The organism is Mangrovivirga halotolerans (assembly GCF_026241165.1).
Taxonomy (GTDB): domain Bacteria; phylum Bacteroidota; class Bacteroidia; order Cytophagales; family Cyclobacteriaceae; genus Mangrovivirga; species Mangrovivirga halotolerans.
Genome location: NZ_JAPFQN010000002.1, coordinates 161,052 through 178,760, shown reverse-complemented (window position 1 = coordinate 178,760; position 17,709 = coordinate 161,052). Strand labels below are relative to the sequence as shown.

General features: G+C 35.0%; 13 protein-coding genes. 8 read left to right on the top strand and 5 right to left on the bottom strand.

The window, feature by feature from the left end:
• The first annotated feature begins 1 nt into the window (after nucleotide 1).
• The 4 genes from OO013_RS02010 to OO013_RS01995 are packed head-to-tail and all read left to right on the top strand — an operon-like array spanning nucleotide 2 to nucleotide 7,809.
• The gene (locus tag OO013_RS02010; protein ID WP_266054901.1) at nucleotides 2-2,416 is read left to right on the top strand and encodes an ABC transporter permease; all 2,415 of its coding nucleotides are present in this window, start codon (nucleotides 2-4) and stop codon (nucleotides 2,414-2,416) included.
• Between the two features lie 18 nt (nucleotides 2,417-2,434).
• Nucleotides 2,435-4,780 carry an ABC transporter permease gene (locus OO013_RS02005; RefSeq protein ID WP_266054900.1) on the top strand — a complete coding sequence of 782 codons (2,346 nt, stop codon included), beginning with the start codon at nucleotides 2,435-2,437 and terminating at the stop codon, nucleotides 4,778-4,780.
• A gap of 28 nt (nucleotides 4,781-4,808) precedes the next feature.
• Complete coding sequence (locus OO013_RS02000) at nucleotides 4,809-7,118, top strand: ABC transporter permease (RefSeq protein WP_266054899.1); 2,310 nt, start codon at nucleotides 4,809-4,811, stop codon at nucleotides 7,116-7,118.
• Between the two features lies 1 nt (nucleotide 7,119).
• The gene (locus OO013_RS01995) at nucleotides 7,120-7,809 is read left to right on the top strand and encodes an ABC transporter ATP-binding protein (RefSeq protein WP_266054898.1); all 690 of its coding nucleotides are present in this window, start codon (nucleotides 7,120-7,122) and stop codon (nucleotides 7,807-7,809) included.
• A gap of 73 nt (nucleotides 7,810-7,882) precedes the next feature.
• Here OO013_RS01995 and OO013_RS01990 read toward each other — a convergent pair whose 3' ends face one another.
• On the bottom strand, nucleotides 7,883-8,881 hold the full coding sequence (locus tag OO013_RS01990) for an NADP-dependent oxidoreductase (protein WP_266054897.1): 999 nt from the start codon (nucleotides 8,879-8,881) through the stop codon (nucleotides 7,883-7,885).
• A gap of 165 nt (nucleotides 8,882-9,046) precedes the next feature.
• Here OO013_RS01990 and OO013_RS01985 point away from each other — a divergent pair, with 165 nt between their 5' ends.
• Entirely contained in the window at nucleotides 9,047-9,682 is a 636-nt protein-coding gene (locus OO013_RS01985; protein ID WP_266054896.1) for a peroxiredoxin, read from the top strand.
• Nucleotides 9,683-9,723: 41 nt separating this feature from the next.
• Here OO013_RS01985 and OO013_RS01980 read toward each other — a convergent pair whose 3' ends face one another.
• Nucleotides 9,724-12,072, bottom strand: coding sequence for a TIM-barrel domain-containing protein (locus OO013_RS01980; RefSeq protein ID WP_266054894.1), 2,349 nt, complete (start codon nucleotides 12,070-12,072; stop codon nucleotides 9,724-9,726).
• A 118-nt stretch (nucleotides 12,073-12,190) separates the two neighbouring features.
• Between OO013_RS01980 and OO013_RS01975 the strand changes: the two genes are divergently transcribed.
• The 3 genes from OO013_RS01975 to OO013_RS01965 all read left to right on the top strand — a co-directional run bounded on the left by OO013_RS01975 (nucleotide 12,191) and on the right by OO013_RS01965 (nucleotide 14,223).
• Nucleotides 12,191-12,421, top strand: coding sequence for a hypothetical protein (locus OO013_RS01975; protein WP_266054893.1), 231 nt, complete (start codon nucleotides 12,191-12,193; stop codon nucleotides 12,419-12,421).
• Nucleotides 12,422-12,590: 169 nt separating this feature from the next.
• A complete protein-coding gene (locus tag OO013_RS01970) occupies nucleotides 12,591-13,163 on the top strand; it encodes a hypothetical protein (protein WP_266054892.1) in 573 nt (190 codons plus the stop codon).
• A 289-nt stretch (nucleotides 13,164-13,452) separates the two neighbouring features.
• Nucleotides 13,453-14,223: a copper resistance protein NlpE N-terminal domain-containing protein gene (locus OO013_RS01965; RefSeq protein ID WP_266054891.1), complete on the top strand. Its 771-nt coding sequence runs from the start codon at nucleotides 13,453-13,455 to the stop codon at nucleotides 14,221-14,223.
• A gap of 22 nt (nucleotides 14,224-14,245) precedes the next feature.
• Here OO013_RS01965 and OO013_RS01960 read toward each other — a convergent pair whose 3' ends face one another.
• The 3 genes from OO013_RS01960 to OO013_RS01950 form a co-directional block, all read right to left on the bottom strand.
• Nucleotides 14,246-14,692, bottom strand: a complete 447-nt coding sequence (locus tag OO013_RS01960) for a MarR family winged helix-turn-helix transcriptional regulator (protein WP_305067177.1) — start codon at nucleotides 14,690-14,692, stop codon at nucleotides 14,246-14,248.
• A gap of 140 nt (nucleotides 14,693-14,832) precedes the next feature.
• The gene (locus OO013_RS01955) at nucleotides 14,833-16,455 is read right to left on the bottom strand and encodes an amidohydrolase (protein ID WP_266054890.1); all 1,623 of its coding nucleotides are present in this window, start codon (nucleotides 16,453-16,455) and stop codon (nucleotides 14,833-14,835) included.
• Between the two features lie 70 nt (nucleotides 16,456-16,525).
• Nucleotides 16,526-17,419 carry a thioredoxin family protein gene (locus tag OO013_RS01950; protein ID WP_266054889.1) on the bottom strand — a complete coding sequence of 298 codons (894 nt, stop codon included), beginning with the start codon at nucleotides 17,417-17,419 and terminating at the stop codon, nucleotides 16,526-16,528.
• Between the last annotated feature and the right edge of the window lie 290 nt (nucleotides 17,420-17,709).

The following is a 17,709-nucleotide window of genomic DNA, read 5'->3' as shown; positions in this document are numbered from 1 at the left end:
TATGAATTCATTTTTACATATGTTGAGGGCCTCGATGAGAGTGCTATTAAAACAAAAGACAAATACGGTTATAAATTTACTTGGGCTGGGAATTGGAGTAGCCGGTGCATTGATACTGTTTATTATTCACAATCACTTCTCTGGTTATGATAAGTTCCATGCAGATCACGAAAAAATCTTCAGAGTTGTAACTGATGATAATCATAATGGTGAAACATTCAATTTATCAGGAGTCCCTGCGATTTTACCTGCAATGACTGAAGATAAATTTCCTCAAATTGAAAAAGATGTTTTCATTTCCGGATTGTATAGCAATAATATGCTGATAACCATTCCTAAAAAAGGGGGTAAAGAAGAATATTTTCAGCTTAGTGATAAGGAAGGTATTAGTTACACGGAAAATAGCTTCTTTGAAATTTTTAAGAGGGACATTATCCGTGGAAATAAAAGAAAAATATTAAAGAATAAAAATGAAGCGGTAATATCAAAACGAATGGCTGCCAAATGGTTTGGTTCAGATGATGTTATTGGAAAAGAATTTGATCTCGATGGCCATGGAATGTTCAGAATAGCTGGTTTAATGGAGGATTACACTAATAACACAGGTTTTCCATTTGACATATTTTTATCCTATTCAACAATAAAAGACGAAAAGGAAGCACCAGGGTGGGAGAGCCTTTATAGTGATGATAATTACTTTGTAAAAGTAAAAGAATCAGACTTGAGACATGAGGTTGATATGGCCTTAGTGCAAATGGTTAATGAATTGTCAGAGAATAATCCGGAAAACTTTGAAGGTCGTAATTTCAGGCTGCAGTCTCTTGAAGAAACTCATACAGATACTCGCTATGGTAATTACAACAACCGTAGTATTTCTGAAGGTACTTTAACATCCTTACTTGTTATTGCCTTATTACTGCTATTGACTGCCTGTGTGAATTTTATAAATCTTTCTACTGCAGTGGCTAATAAAAGAAGTAAAGAGGTTGGTGTCAGGAAAGTTTTAGGCAGTTCCAGAAGTTCGTTAGTAGCTAGATTTTTGCTGGAAACGAGTATATTAACTCTAACGTCTTTGATTCTGGCACTTATTATTAATCTGTTAATACTAGAGCCACTAAATGGTTTTCTTGACCTTAGGCTTGATAAATCAGTTATCTTGAATTTCAAATTCATATCTTTTAGTATAATCGTTTGGATATTTCTAACTGTGGTTGCTGGCTTTTATCCGGCGATACTTCTTTCCGGATTTAAACCCGCCTTGACTTTAAAAGGCCGATTTAACTTTAAAGGATCTTTTAGTTACAATTTGAGAAGAATACTTGTCGGCGGTCAATTTTTTATCTCACAGGCATTTATAATATGCACGATCATTATGATTAGCCAGATGGCCTATTTTAAAACCCATGACATTGGTTTTGATAAATCAGGTATTATTGTGATCGATTTGCCTTACCATGATAATCAAAAGTCTACTAAATTCAAGAATAACGCCATGGAATTTAGTGGGGTGACCAATGCTACTTTGGGGATGGCATCTCCAAGCTCAGGTTTGAGTTCTATGACCAGCGCCAGGATTGAAGGATTTTCAGAGCCCTATAATTTAAATGTTAAACCAGGTGATCACCATTATATTGAAACATATAATATGGAAATTATAACAGGTGAAGGACTGGTTGAAACAGATTCTATAAACAGATTTGTAGTTAATGAAACCTTTGTAAAAAAACTCGGCTTCTCAGATCCTTCTGAAGTTGTAGGCAAGATGATGACTGTTTGGGGAACTGAAGCACCTATTACAGGTGTGGTAAGGGACTTTCATGTTACCAGTTTTAAAAGAGAAAAACAACCTGTTGCAATTTTTGTCCAGCCTGAAAATTATAATCACATTGGAATAAAAGTCGCTAAAGGTAACATCCAGAATACTGTTCAACATTTGCGAGCGTCATTTGATGAGATCTATCCAAGATATGATTTTGATTATCAATTGTTAGATGAATATTTAAATGAAACATTTTATGCCGATGAGGAAAGGCTGACTAAAATTTTCTCCATTTTCTCGGGGCTTGCAATCTTTATTGGCTGTCTTGGTCTTTATGGATTGATCAGTTATATGGCTCAGCAAAAAATGAAAGAAATTAGTGTGCGTAAAGTGTTGGGTGCCTCTGAAAATCAATTGCTTTGGGTATTCTCTAGTGAGTTTTTAAAGCTTTTGGTAATCGCTTCTTTGGTAGCAATACCTGCCAGTTATTTTCTAATGGATTCCTACTTGAGTGAATATGCATATAAAATAAGCATCTCACCGCTGTATTTTTTCGCAGGGTTGATCACCACAGCATTTATTGCTTTTGTGGCAATCAGTTACCGAAGCTATAAAGCTGCTTCAACCGATCCTGTCATCGCATTAAAAGATGAATAGCATTATCTATTAACCACCATGAAAAACTATTTTATTATTTCCTTTTTAAGAAATATGAAGAAAAACAAGATGTTTTCCTTCATAAATATCTTTGGACTAGCCATAGGTCTTGCTTTCAGCCTGATGGTATTTGCATGGGTTCATAATATGTATTCAGTTGATAAATTCCATAGTAATATAGACCGGATTTACCAGGTTATGGAACATCAAACATATAGTGACGGGAATATCCTAACAACAAGGGCAACGCCAGGAGTTTTAGGTCCGGAATTTGAAAAAGAAGTTCCGGAAGTTGAACTGGCAGCACGAGCAACCTGGGATTATAATATGATAAGTTCAACTGATGATAATTCCGTACGGCAGGTAATTAGGTTTACTGACCCGAATTTCTTAAAAATATTTTCATTTCCCGTTCTCGAAGGCTTTCCTTCACTTAACGAACCAAATGAAGCAGTTATTACAAAAAAAGCAGCTTTGGAACTATTTAATAGTGTCAATGTAGTTGGTAAAACCATGACATTAAATGGTAGTGAAGATTATAAAATATCTGCAGTTTTGGATTTGGATAAATCAAAATCAAGTATAGATTTTGATGTGCTGGTTCCATTTCAACCCTATTATGATCATAATCAGTGGATGCATACCTGGGGAAATAATAATACACTTTGTTATGTTTTATTAAAAGAAAATGTTGATTACAATATAGTTAATAGCAAAATATCCGATTTTATAAAGAAAAGGGTTGAAGGATCTGTAGTGGATTTATTCCTTTATCCGTTTAAAGACATTTTTTTAAAAGGGTCTTTTCGACGAAAAGTTGAAAAAGGCGGACAAATTGAAAATCTTAAAATTTTCATCGTGATCGCCGTCTTCCTTTTAATTATCGCATGTATAAATTTCATGAATTTGTCTACTGCGCAATCGGTAAAAAAAGCTAAGGAGACAGGGATTAGAAAGGTTATTGGAGCCAGTAGAATTTCTCTTATCCGAAATTATCTTTTTACTACTTTAATCTATGCAGTTTTAGCTGTCGTCGCAGGATTAGTTTTGGTTGAGTTGATGCTTCCGTATTTTAATTCTATTTCTCCTTTAGAAGTTGAAGTCCCTTACGATAGTTTAATATTCTGGATTGGTGTTGTATCAATAGTTCTAATAACTACTTTAATGTCTGGTATCTACCCGGCCATTTACTTATCAAATTTCAAAGCAGTAAGTATTCTTAAAGGAAAGATTGAAAAGGGAAAATCTGCTCTTCGGTTCAGGCAATTGTTAGTAGTTGTTCAGTTTAGTTTGTCAATTATATTAATTACCGGAACAATATTTACTCATAATCAATTGAAATATATGAGGAATAAAAATATTGGTATGGATAAGGACAGGATAATATTTTATTACCCTCATCAATCTTTGTTTAAAAAGTTTGACAGCTGGAAGAATGAAATCGAGAAATTGCCTGGTATTGAGTTAGTAACCCGATCAGATCAAAGCCCGATTAGAGTTGCTAACAATACTGGTGACCCTGTTTGGGAAGGTAAGAATCCTGATGACCATGTAATTTTCGATGTGGTAAGGGTTGGAGAGGACTTTACCGAAACTGTAGGTATTAAGATAAGCAAGGGAAGAAGTTGGGATGGCAGAGCAACTGACTCACTTGGATTTGTAATTAATGATGAAGCAGCAAAGCTGATGGGGATGAAGAATCCTGTCGGGGAAAAATTATCTTTCTGGGGAAAAAATGGTACTGTTATTGGTGTTTTTGAGGGCGTTCACACTGGTTCTTTAAGAGGACCTATAGCACCAACTATACTTAATTATGATCCACTTAATACGTGGAGAGTGTTGGTTAAATTTGAGCCATTTCAGGAAGAGGCTGCCCTGGCATCACTACAATCATTGCATTCTGAATTTGATAAGGTTGGCCCATTTGAATACAGCTTTATGCATGACGAATATGATAATCTTTATAAAAATGAAGAGATTGTTGGTAAGCTTGCTGGTGTATTTACCATTGTTGCAATAATTATTTCCTGTTTGGGTTTATTTGGGTTGGCATCTTTCTCTGCTGAACAACGGACCAAAGAAATTGGAATCAGAAAAGTACTGGGCAGTTCAGTTAATAGTATTGTTTTTAGTTTCAATGCCTCTTTTATAAAGCTATTAATCATTTCTACAATAATTGCTGTACCAATTATTTACTTCATACTCGATATCTGGTTAAATGACTTCACCTATCATTTACCTTTAAAAGCTTCGATATTTATACTTGGCTCAATAAGTGCTTTTTTAGTTGCTATCATAACTGTTTCCTATCATGCACTAAAGGCTGCTCATGCTAATCCTGTAAATGCTCTGAAAAATGATTAATTATTTTATAAGCTCTTTTTTAAGAAATATGAAGAAAAACAAGATGTTTTCCTTCATAAATATCTTTGGTTTAGCTATAGGGTTTGCATTTAGCCTGATGATTTTCATCTGGGTTTTTAATATGTACTCGGTGGATAAATTTCATTCAAATATCGATCGGATTTACCAGGTGCTGGAACATCATCCATTTAATGATGGTACTGCCATGACCTCCAGGTCTACTCCTGGAATGTTTGCTGTGGAATTCAAAAGAGATATACCTGGAGTAGAGTTAGCAGCCAGATCCACATGGGATTATAATATGGTTACCTCATTCGAAAATAATACTGTAAAGCAATCTATTAGATATGTCGATCCCGAATTTTTGGATATTTTCTCTTTTCCGGTTTGGGATGGAACACCTTCTCTCAAAAAGTCTACTGATGCAGTTATTTCTAAGCAAGCAGCAATTGAATTATTTGGAGTCGAGAATGTTGTGGGAAAGACTTTTTTATTAGATGGAGAGGACCAATACACTGTTTCAGCAGTTTTAGAAGTGAATAAAGATGCATCAAGTATTCAATTTGATGTTTTACTTCCGATGCAACCATATTTTGATCAGAACCCCTGGCTTCATAAATGGGGTAACAATACCTTATTGACTTATGCTTTGCTAGATGAAAATACTGACTATAAGGATGTTAGCTCCAAAGCTAAGCATATGGTAAGAAATCATATCAGCGGAACAAATGTTGAAATGTTTCTTTATCCTTTTAGGGATGTGTATCTCAAGGGAACATTTGAAAATAAAAAAGAAAAAGGAGGATTGATTAGTACTCTTAATATCTTCATCATTATTGCTGCTGTTCTCTTATTAATTGCCTGCATAAACTTCATGAATCTTTCTACTGCCCAATCGATGAAAACGGCTAAGAACACAGGTATACGAAAAGTGATCGGAGCCAGTAGATTTTCATTAATTAAGAATAATTTGGCTACAACACTAATTTATACTGTTATAGCTATCTTATTGGGATTGACAATAGTTGAACTAACACTTCCTGTTTTTAATACCATATCACCCATTTCTATTAATGTACCGTATGACTCACCGATATTTTGGATAGGAACTTTGATGATTCTTCTGGTAACCACCATTGTTTCTGGTATATATCCTGCAATTTATCTCACTAATTTCAAACCAGTTAAAGTGCTTAAAAATGAAATTGAAAAAGGAAAATCAGCATTAAAGTTCAGGCAAGTGCTGGTAGTAATACAATTTTCACTTTCAATTATCCTGATAATCGGAACAATGTTTACTTACAAACAATTAGAGTTTTTACGAAACAAGTCCATTGGAATGGATAAAGAAAATGTGTTATTCTATTATCCTGGAGTGTCATTATTTGAAAAGTTCGACACCTGGAAAACAGAAATTGAATCAATGCAGGGGATTGATGTGGTTTCCAGGGTGGATGAAAATCCGGTAAGAGTCGGATCCAGCACTGGAGATGTGATCTGGGATGGTAAAAAACCAGACGAAATAAATTCATTCAAGGTATTGAAAGTCGGCTATGATTTTGAAAATGTATTGGGCATAGACATCGAAGAAGGCAGATCATTTGATGAATTATTTAATGATTCTACAAGCTATTTGATTAATGATGTTGCAGCCGAATTGATGGGGATGGATAACCCTGTGGGGAATCGCTTAAACTTCCGTAACACTGAAGGTAAAATAATTGGCGTTTTTAAAGATGTTCATACCAATTCCTTAAAAGCAGAAATCCCACCGACAATTATTACCCTCGATACTGACTATGTTTTTCGAGCAATAGTCAGATTTAAGGAAGGGCAAGAAAAACAGGCTCTGGCCTCTCTAAGCGCAATTCACCCGAAATATGACCAGGTAGCACCTTTTGACTACCAGTTTATGGATGAAGAGTATGACCAGCTTTACAAAAACGAAGAGATTCTGGGTAAACTTTCAGGGGTGTTTACTTTTGTGGCAATTATTATTTCCTGCCTGGGATTATTTGGTCTGGCATCCTTTTCAGCAGAACAAAAAACAAAAGAAATTGGAATCAGAAAAGTTCTGGGAAGTTCGATAAAAGACATTGTACTTAATTTTAATATGTCTTTTGTTAAGCTGGTTTTAATCTCGGCGGTAATCGCCATTCCAGTAAGTTATTTCATACTTACTGATTGGATCGGAGAATTTGCCTATCACATAACGCTAAATTTCTTAGTCTTTATAATTGGTTCCGGGATCGCATTTATAGTGGCTATAAGTACAGTAACTTATCATGCATTGAAAGTAGCAAGTACAAATCCGGTTAACGCATTAAAAAACGAATAATATGATAGAAATAAAAGACCTTGATAAGTATATCGATGCAAAGTTTCAAAGGTTGTTTTTGCTAAAAGCCATCGACTTAAAAGTTGAAAAAGGTGATTTTCTAACCATTATGGGACCTTCAGGGGCGGGTAAATCTACTTTGCTTAACATTATCGGTATGTTAGATAATGCTTCATCAGGTAAATATCTTTTAGATAATAACGATATCTATACCCTTAAGAGTAAAAAGCAGAGCGAACTGGCAAAGAATTATTTCGGCTTTGTTTTTCAGGCATATCACTTGATTGATGAGTTAACAGTTTATGAAAACATTGAAACACCTCTTTTATATCGAAAAGTTCCTGGTAAAGAAAGAAAAGCCTTAGTGGCTGAAATGCTGGACCGCTTTAATATGGTTGCTAAAAAAGATTTGTTTCCCAATCAACTATCCGGAGGCCAGCAACAACTTGTAGGGGTTGCCAGGGCAATTATTGGTAAGCCTAAAGTATTACTGGCAGATGAACCAACTGGTAATCTTCATAGTAAGCAGGCTGCAGAGGTTATGAATATTTTCAGAGAGTTAAATGAAGAGGGTACAACCATTGTCCAGGTAACTCATGACGAGCATAATGCTTCTTATGGTAAACGGATAATTGAATTGGCAGATGGAGCAATAGAACGAGATTATCTGGTTGAAAGAGAAAAGGTGTAATAAAGATAAAGTTCAATAAAAGGCAGCCCAAAGTGCGCTTTGCCGGCAAACAATTAAGGGCTGCCTTTACTCTTTATACTTTTACAACCATTTTACCTTTGTTTTCTCCTGAGAAAAGACCAAGGAATGCCTTCGGGATATTATCGAATCCTTCAACTACAGTTTCTTCGTATTTCAATTTACCCTGCTGAAGCCATGATGCAATCTTTTTAATCCCCTCACCAAATTCGCTTTGAAAATCAGAGATTATAAAACCCTGCATTTTTACTCTCCGTGTTAGCAGAATTGGTTGGATGCGTGGTCCGGTTGGCATTGATGTAGCATTATAAAGTGCGATCTGTCCACATAATGATACTCGTGCAAAATCATTCAATTGCATTGTTACTGCATCCGAGATTTCACCACCAACGTTGTCAAAATACACATCTATACCATTAGGACATGCTTCTTGCAAATCATTTTTGATATCATCGGTTGCTTTATAATTGATCCCCGCGTCGAAGCCGAAATCATTTGTTAGCATATCGATTTTTTCATCACTACCTGCAATACCAACAACCCTGCAGCCCTGTATTTTAGCAATCTGTCCGACTACGGAACCTACCGCTCCTGCAGCTCCTGAAATAACTACTGTGTCACCTTCTTTTGGCTCGCCTATTTTCATTAGTCCGAAATATGCGGTTAGTCCAGGCATTCCCAGAATTCCCAGGTTATAGCTAGGTGGAGCTATTTCAGGATCTATTTTTCTCAGGGTTTTATCATCGGCTACCTGATATTCTGCCCAGTCGAGCATTCCGAAAACTGTATCTCCTTCCTTAAAATTTTCAGATTTGCTTTTTTCAACTACAGCAATGGCACCTCCATTTAATGGTTTACCAACTTCAAAGGGTTCAGTATACGATTTTGCATCGCTCATTTTACCACGCATATACGGATCTACAGAAAACCAGGTAGCTTTAAGTAAAACCTGGCCGTCTTTTAGATCCGAAAGTTCTGTTTTTTCAAAGCTGAAAGTAGAGTCATCGGGCATCCCTTTTGGACGCTCTTTAAATATGATTTGTCTTGTTTGCATATGTTTATTGGTTTAAAGTCGAATAGATATAACCCCTCTTCGGGAGATAAGTTCTTTAATTTATAAATTAACTCAACAATGAACACGGTAATTCGTTTAAATACTACAAAACAACCTTGACCTCAATCAGTTTTGTTTCAACTATAATTTAAAAAACTATTGACCATGGCACATTTAAGACTGGGCGATACAGCGCCTGACTTTACCGCTGAAACTACCGAAGGTAAAATCAATTTTCACGAATGGCTGGGAGATTCCTGGGGCGTGTTATTTTCACATCCTGCAGATTTTACACCGGTTTGTACAACCGAATTAGGTACTGTGGCACGCTACAGAAATGAATTTGATAAACGAAATGTTAAAACAATTGCATTGAGTGTCGATCCCTTAGATCAGCATAAAGAATGGGTTAAAGATATTAATGAAGTAAATAAAACAACTGTCGATTATCCTATAATAGCTGATGAAGACAGGAAAGTATCTGAACTTTATGATATGATCCATCCTAACTCAGATGAAAATGCTACTGTCAGATCTGTTTTTATTATCGGTCCTGATAAAAAGATCAAATTAACTCTTACTTACCCTGCATCTACAGGCCGAAACTTTGATGAGATCATCAGGGTTATCGATAGTCTCCAGTTAACAGCTAACCAATCTTTGGCCACACCGGCTAATTGGAAGGAAGGAGAGAGAGTGGTGATATCGCCATCTGTTAGCGATGAAGATGCAAAAGAACGATTTCCAGGTTATGATACAATCAAACCATATCTTCGAATGACGGATGCTAAAAAGAAATAGAATGAATAATCAAAGCCCGCTAATTAGCGGGCTTTGATTTTTTAATTAAGATTTACCGTTTCATCATTTCTCAAAGTACTGTAAAAGGAAAGCAATGATTTTTTCGAAACCCAGGAAAATTTTTCCTGATCCATTCCCAATGGTTCTGATTTAATTCCATGAATCACAATTTTATAAACTCGGGTTGAAGGAGCACCTTTAAAACCATTTCCTTCATGATCTGCTGCAAAGGTTATGCTAGATGAATTTGAATTAACATTTACCGTAATCAGGTCGTATTTATTTTCCAGCCAGCTTTTATTAGTTAATCCATCGTCAAAATATATCTTATCTTCATTGATTCCTTCTTTATAGTAATAGTTTAATTGAACAGAGTCTGTGTCATAATAATCAGTTGACCTGATCACTTCTGTAGTAGGGATAATGCTTCCACCCTTTACAAAAACAGGGATATTTTCCATTGTAACAGATACATCTATCCATTTTCCTCCATTAAGCTTTTCATCTGTCCAGTAATTATACCATTCTCCTTCCGGTAAATAAACCTTTCTGTTTTTAACTCCTGGATTTAAGATTGGAGCAATCAGGAAATCATCTCCCCACATGTATTGAGTCTGGAGGGTGTCTGGAATTGAAGGATATTCAATAAACATTGGTCTCATTAGAGGCATGCCCGTGGTTGTATTTTCCCAGGCCATGGTATAATTGTAAGGTAAAAGTTCATATCTAAGTTCGACAAATGGCTTAACATTTTTCTGAACATCTTCACTCCACATGACTGGTTCTGCAGGAGCAGATTGGTCAGCATGAGGTCTGAATATTGGTGAAAATGCAGCAAATTGCACCCAACGTGTATAAAGTTCAGGATCTTTTTCCTCGACAAATGTAAAGCCACCAGCATCAGAATGCATATAACCTATTCCGGAAAGTCCCATGCTCATAATAATCGATGGCTGTGGTTTAAAGCCAGACCAATTTCTGCCAACATCACCCGACCAGGGGATCAAGCCGAATCGCTGAGTACCTGCAAATCCGGCGCGTGCAAGTAGGAAAAGTCTTTCGTTGGGGAAATCTGCAGCATAGCCGTTATACATAACCTTTGCCCATTCATGACCATAAGCACCATGGACTTCGTAACCTCTGCCGTTATAATGGTACATGGAATCCGGGTGAGTTTCCGGTTCTCCAAGATCTACCCACCATCCTGCAGCACCATATTCTTTCATTCTTTTGTATTCCTGCCAGATCCACTTTTGAGCTTTAGGATTGAAAATATCGAGTAATCCTGCATCACCAAAATAAAAGTCAGGCAGTTCGTATACTGAACTATCTTTGTCCAGGCCCAATAATCCATTAGAAGCTAAATATTTATAATACTGTGACTTTTTGGTGAAGAATGGCTCTGTTATCAGAATGGTTTTAACACCTTTCTCTTTGAAGTTATCGATCATTTTTACTGGTTCCGGCCATTTCTCTTTATTCCATTTAAGGTCTCCCATTCTTCCATCTTCAATTTCTGGGCCAAACCAGAAAATATCCAGAATAAGTGCATCTGTAGGATATCCGGCGTTTAAAGAGCGATCAAGAATATTTTCAGCTTCCTGCTGACTCTCATATCCAAAACGAGATTGAAAATTGCCTAATGCCCAGATCGGAGGAAGAGGCTGATTACCTGTCAGCCTGGTATAATTCCTTATCAATTCCCTGAAATTAGCTCCTTCTATAAAATAAAAAGAAAGATTACCTCTATAACTGGAATAGATCAACTCGTCTTTATTGGTTTTACCGATATCAAAATAAGATTTTGAAGGGTTATCGATCATCATCATATAATTAGATGAGGACATCCAATGAGGAATTGAATAATTCAATTCTGTAGCCCCCTCTCCATAAGCGTATTGAGGTTTATTGTAAGCCAGATAGCTATACCCTCGACGGTTTAATGGAATAGCCCTGAAACCTGTTCCATAAATGGATTCATCAGGTTTTAATGAGAAATTAACAGCGACACTATCGCCAATTCTATTAACTCCTCCATTGAGTTCAAGCTTAATATTACCGTTATTATCAAAATAGGTTAGTTTAAAGGGAGATTTTGTTATTTGTATTCTCAATTCAGAAGTTTTGGCTATGATCGTACTATCATTTTCAATAACCTCCATTTCAATTTCTTCGGTCATCACAGGAGCATAAATTTCATCTGAAGTAATTATCGAATCGTTAAAAGAGAGTTTAACTATTTCTTCAGTAAGGGCAGACAAATAGTATGTTCCATGATCACTATTGATAGTTACAATTTGTTGTTTGTTGAAATCACTTTTCTCGGATTTATCTTTACAACTAAAAATAAATACTGAGATCAGTAGAAAAAATGCACTTACTTGCTTCATGATTTATTGAGGTTATACTGAGGTTAATATAATTAAGATTAATTTTATTACTTAAGATATTCTTTAATTTAAGTGCGAACTTAATATTTGTTACAGGAATTTTTAAAGAGCATTTATTATGAGAGGTTATTTTATCTTTTTAGCCTTTTTTAGTGTCATATCAGTTCAAGCGCAATATACCGTTAATCCTTCTATATTTGCCAAAATCAGGTCAGGTGGGATATTTGGGGACCATCAATTTGGTGAAATAAACCTGAATTACATAAATGGTAATAATTTACTCTTAAAAGCATATTATGTCCAATATGTGCACAATCCATCATGGGAATATAATTATTCTCTTTCCTAACCAAATTCTTTTATTGCAAAAAAATGTTTAAATAATTATATCTAGTCTAAATAAAAGATTATATTTACACAAGGAGCTATAAATCTGAATCCCATCAGAAAAGTGTGATATTTTCATTGGTCTAAATCAAAAGAATAAGAAATTAATTATTCAAATAACCAATGCCATTATGAAATATAACCACCTTACCACACCATCTTTAAGTAGATTTTCATTAAATGTTTTGAAGATCTGTTGTTTGTCATTGTTAATCCTGTTTGCAGGATGTGAAAGTGAACCTGATTCATTCGTTCCCACTGGTAAAATGAAAGTTGATGGATTTGAATGTTGCGACGGAGATAAAGAACTCAACAAGCAACTACTCAAAGAGATTAATGAAGTAAAAGCAGCGGCTGGGAAATTACAAAATTTCAATGTTGCTTATTATCTAGGTTGGAATGACGATGTAACAGGTTATCTGCCAAATATGGGGCATCATTTTGTCAAGGGGGCCTTAGTAGACGGAACATTCGATCATCGAAACCCGGAAGCTTTGTTGTTCATTCCAGATGAAGACGGAAATTGGGAATTCCTGGCTGTAGAATATCTGGTTCTTAGATCTGAAAGCCCGGAACCACCTGAAGGATTTACTGGAGACTTAGATCATTGGGATGTAATAGGACCTTATTGGGCGTTACATCTTTGGATCAAACTTGAGAATCCTGATGGAATATTTAATCCCACCAACTCTCGTGTGCCATGATAAACATATATCCCTGACAGTTTGCTCTGTCAGGGTTATTTTTTGATTAGAAAATCATGCTACAGGTCTTTAATTTTCAAAATACTTTTAACAACCAATTTATTTGATTTTTTTATAGAAAATAAACCGTATTTATCTCCTGTTTATATTATGAATTGCTATAGAGAGTAGAAATAATCTTAATTAACAATATTAATTTAAAATTAAAGCCCAAGAGGTAACAATAGATAAGTGATATATGTTATATTTTATATAATCAAAAATAGTTTTTATTTAAGTCAATTAGATAATGAGATATTATACCACAACGTTTTTTTTACTAATCTTTTTAATATTTAGCTGCAAACCTAATCAACCAAGGTATGGTAAATATGATGGTGATAATAGCACGCTTTATATTGATTGGATAGGCTATTATGAAGGCATATTACCCTGTGCTGATTGTGATGGTGTTAAAACATCAATTACTCTTAAAGAAGATTCTACTTATATTAAAAAAGTAGTTTACTTAGGAAAAGAAGGCGAGGGGTTTGAGAAAAAAGGAGAGTTTGAATGGTTTGATGACGAAAACAAAATAATTCTGGATAGTAGAGGTGGTACTCCTGATATGTATCTCCTTGGTAAAGATAAGTTGATTCACCTTGATAATGATGGTAGTAGAATAGAAGGCGAGCTCGAGGATGATTACATATTGAATAAAGTACAAATGGAAGCAAAATTTGAGTTGACAGAACCTAAATGGAAATTAATTGAATTAAAGGGACAGAAAGTGAATAATATTTCTGGTAAGGAAATATTTATGGCCTTTGAACCTGATAAAGCCAGGGTTTATGGTTTTGCGGGGTGTAACAATTTCTTTGGCCAGTACAAATGGGAAGGGCAAACCCGGATAAGTTTTTCGAATTTAGGTAAAACTCAAAAGATGTGTACTGAGGGAATGGAGATCGAAGAGCAATTAATGAAAGTATTTGAAATGACTGATAACTTTACTATCACCGATGATATTCTTAACTTGAATAAGGCGAGAATGGCCACTCTGGCAAAGTTTGAGAAGATGTAATATTAAATAAGCTAATTAGCTGTCACTTATCTTTCATTTTGTCAATTAACAGACAAAGTGTTTCTTTCATTTGCAGAATTTCATTAACTGAAATATCCTCAGAAGACAATTGTTCAATCAGTTTAGAGGGAATTGATTGAGCTTTTTCTTTGAGCTTTTTACCTTTTGAAGTTAGTTTGATATAAACAGTTCTTTCGTCTTCTGCGGATCGTTTCCTTTTAACCAGCCCGGATTGTTCCATCCTTTTAAGTAGAGGCGTTAAAGTATTGGTGTCAAGAATTAATTTATTGCTTATCTGTTTTATGGAAATATTTTCTTTTTCCCATAATACCAACAAAACCAAATACTGAGGGTAGGTAATTCCCAATTGGTCCAAAAGAGGCTTATATGCTTTAGTGATTAAGCGTGAGCCTGCATAGAGAGGGAAGCAGATCTGGTTTTCAAGCTTTAATATTTCATCCGGGTTCATGATTCTCCTGGGAATTTTATTAAATCAATAATAAACTTAATGAAGATTAAAGGATGAAAGAAGAAAAAAAGCTAAAAAGCATAATTGATGCTGTTGAGGATTAAAACTTATGGAAATTCATATTATGTTTTAATAAAATATCAAGAGTTATACCTGTCAAATATTTGGGTTCCTTTATGCCAGACTGCATCCACTTTTAATTTATTTAATGATATACTTTCTACCTCATGAGGGTTTTCTTCTAATAATATTATATCTGCATCAAACCCAGGTAATAATCGCCCTGACGATTTCTCAGTATGATTTAAAAAGCAGGGTGATGTGCAGTAGCTATGAAAAGCTTCATCAATTGTGATTTTCTCTTGTGGCTGCCAGCCACCTTCGGGTTTACCGTTATCATCTGTACGATTTACTGAACTGAAGATGTGTTCCATTGGATTCAATGGGCCAATTGGTGCATCCGAACTAGCTGTAAAAATTACGTCATGATCAATAAGACTTTTTCCAACCTGAACAAACTCACATCTGTCTTCACCTAACCAGGAAGCATATTTTGGATATTCTTTTTGCAAGAAACCGGGTTGCGTTTCAATAGGTATCCTGAAGGAGTGGAGCATCTTTAATAGATCAGGCCTAGTATTTTGCATGTGGATTATTCTATGCCTCAGTGGATTTTTTTCCTTTTTATTTGCCTGAATAATTGCTTTTAATGCTGTTTCAACTGCCCTGTCACCAATACAGTGCATTGTTACTTGCATTTTGTTCTTTTCAGCAAAAGACAGCATTTTGTTTAATTCATTCTGATCGTAAATTAAAGTACCAGTAGTGCCTGTATCAAAATAAGGTAAATTAAGTGCTGCAGTATGTAGTCTGTATGTTCCATCAACAAAAATTTTAAACGCTCCAACTCTTACATTTCCTTCTCCATCCCCGGTTCTGAATTCATAATTTTTGATATAATTCTTCATATCTTCAAGATTAAATACATAATGATGAAGATATGCTGAACATGTTAGTTCTCCCTTCTTATCAAGATCAGAATAAGCTTTCCAGACTTTGGAATAGTCTCCGACATAATTAAGATCGTCAGAATCAATATGGGTAATTCCAAATTCGGCTAAATGGGGAAGCCCATCGATAATGGCATCTTTTGCTTCTTTAGTGGTTTTATTTCTAAAGTGCATTTTGATGAAATGTACAGCAGTATCTTTAAATCTTCCCGTCCAGTTGCCATCACTATCTTTTTCAATAAATTCGTCATGATCTTTTTGGAGCAAATCGTCCTTCCGTACAATTTCTAAAGCCTTACTATTAAGAACACATTCATGCCCGTCCTGGTGTAGTAAAAATATAGGGTAATCTATATCAATCTTATCAAGGTCTTCAGCAGTTAACAATTTATCTTTATCACTAAATTTATTATCCATTAAACCTCTGCCAACTAACCAGTTATTTTGTTGTAAAGCTACTTCTTCTGCACCATCAGTTAATTGCTCTCTCAGGTGTTTCCAGGTAGTAATCTTTCTAAGGTCGCGTTCCTTTTTCATTAGTGAATACCTTAAGAAATGAATATGGGAGTCTTTAAAGGATGGGCATAATACTCTGCCCTTTGCGTTAAAGGAATTGTCAGGTTTTTTTCCTTTGTAGCCATTTTCTTCTATTGAAACTATTCTATGATCTAATATTCTGACCTGATAGTATTTATTGTCTTGTAGGTCGAATGGTCTGTAAATCTGGGCGTTGGTGATTAAAGTATGAGACATAAATATTTAATTCATTATTACTATAATTTATTAAATATTTATGTCCCTTTGTAGGTTTATTAGGTAAAGTTTATTGATTTATATCTTCAATTTCTCTTAGTTTTTCTTTAGCATTTTTGTTTTCAGGATCTAACTCTAACACTTTATTATATAGATTCTTAGCTACTTCGTAGTTTCCTGCAATTACATTGGCCTCAGCATAGCTGTCATATACATTTGGTTGATATTTGAAGAGATACATATTTGTTTCGAAAACAAAAAGAGCTTCTTGAATCCTGTTAGCATCTAAAAGAACATAACCCAAAGTATTTAACTCATTTGATTTACCTGTTTTGTAAAAACATTCTAAGACATGTTTTCGCTTGTCTGTTTTTATTTCTTCAATTGTCTTGTTTTTAAAAAGTTCTAACATATAATCGGCCGCTCTGTAATTAGGCACAGATGGGTACCCAAGTGCAATTTGAGCCAGGTCTGTTTCAAGATCATTTACTGGAGATTCAACTATCCTGGCAAACTCGTTATCATTTCTGTAAAAAATGAATGTTGGAACCCTGTGAATTTTTAAGCCTTTCTCTTCTCCCTCGGGCCCTTGTTTGTATTTACCTTCTACATTACCATCATACAGTGCATATAATTTCAACTGTTCTTCTTTTAGGCCGATTTCTTTCCAAAGCTTAATGAACTTTGGAACATAGTTTTTGCTATCGCCACACCAGCTGCCAAAATAAATTTCTACGTATGAATCTTTAAGATTTTTTGCCCAGTCAACATTTTTACCCGATAATTCAAATTCATTGGCGCTTGAACTGTACCAACTAGAAAATTCCGGGTCATCCTCTAAAACATTTATTGGAATTTGACCACAAAGATGCTTTTCTCCATTTTCACTAATATAAAACTTGTCTTCCTGAGAAAAGGCAGGATGGAATAAAATGATTAAGGTGAGTGTTAATAATTTTTTCATATAATTGATTAAGGTTTGAATGCAATTTTAATCAACAATGAAGAAGTACCAGCTCTGCTAAATGTTAATAATTCCTAACTAATTAATGATTTTGTTAAATAGATGATTATGAATTTCAGATTATAAAATTCCTTTGATATTATGAACTTGAGTATTCTTGTTTTCACCACCGCATAATCCACAAATTTCCGTTTCATTATAGATATTACCACAATGTTTGCATCCCAAAACGTATCTGCTTGGTCGGTTTTGAATTATGAAATGTCCGATAAGAGGGGTGAATAAATAAT